The sequence below is a fragment of the Chlorogloeopsis fritschii PCC 6912 genome, assembly GCF_000317285.1.
In the GTDB taxonomy this organism is placed as follows: domain Bacteria; phylum Cyanobacteriota; class Cyanobacteriia; order Cyanobacteriales; family Nostocaceae; genus Chlorogloeopsis; species Chlorogloeopsis fritschii.
The window spans coordinates 1-264 of record NZ_AJLN01000127.1; the positions used below are offsets into that span (position 1 = coordinate 1).

The following is a 264-nucleotide window of genomic DNA, read 5'->3' on the forward strand; positions in this document are numbered from 1 at the left end:
TGGATTGACAGCTATTACCTTCAAACCAGCATTTTCGGCTTTGTTAGAAAGTATGGTCAAAAACTGACTCCAACCAGTATCATTAATACTTTTAGCCAATCTTGTTTTAGTTAGTCCTTTGATATTCAGCTTTTCAACAGCAACAACATCATACTTATCAAGCAATGATTTGGCTGTTTTAAAGTGAAAATCTTTGCGGGTATCAGCAACTTTTTTGTGCTGTTTAGCCAATTTTTGAATGGCTTTTTGACGTCGATTAGAACC

At 35.2% G+C, this 264-nt stretch carries 1 protein-coding gene; it reads right to left on the reverse strand.

What is annotated here, in order from left to right:
* A partial coding sequence (locus UYC_RS0129235) for a transposase (protein WP_026087798.1) occupies positions 1–264 on the reverse strand: 264 nt, incomplete at both ends.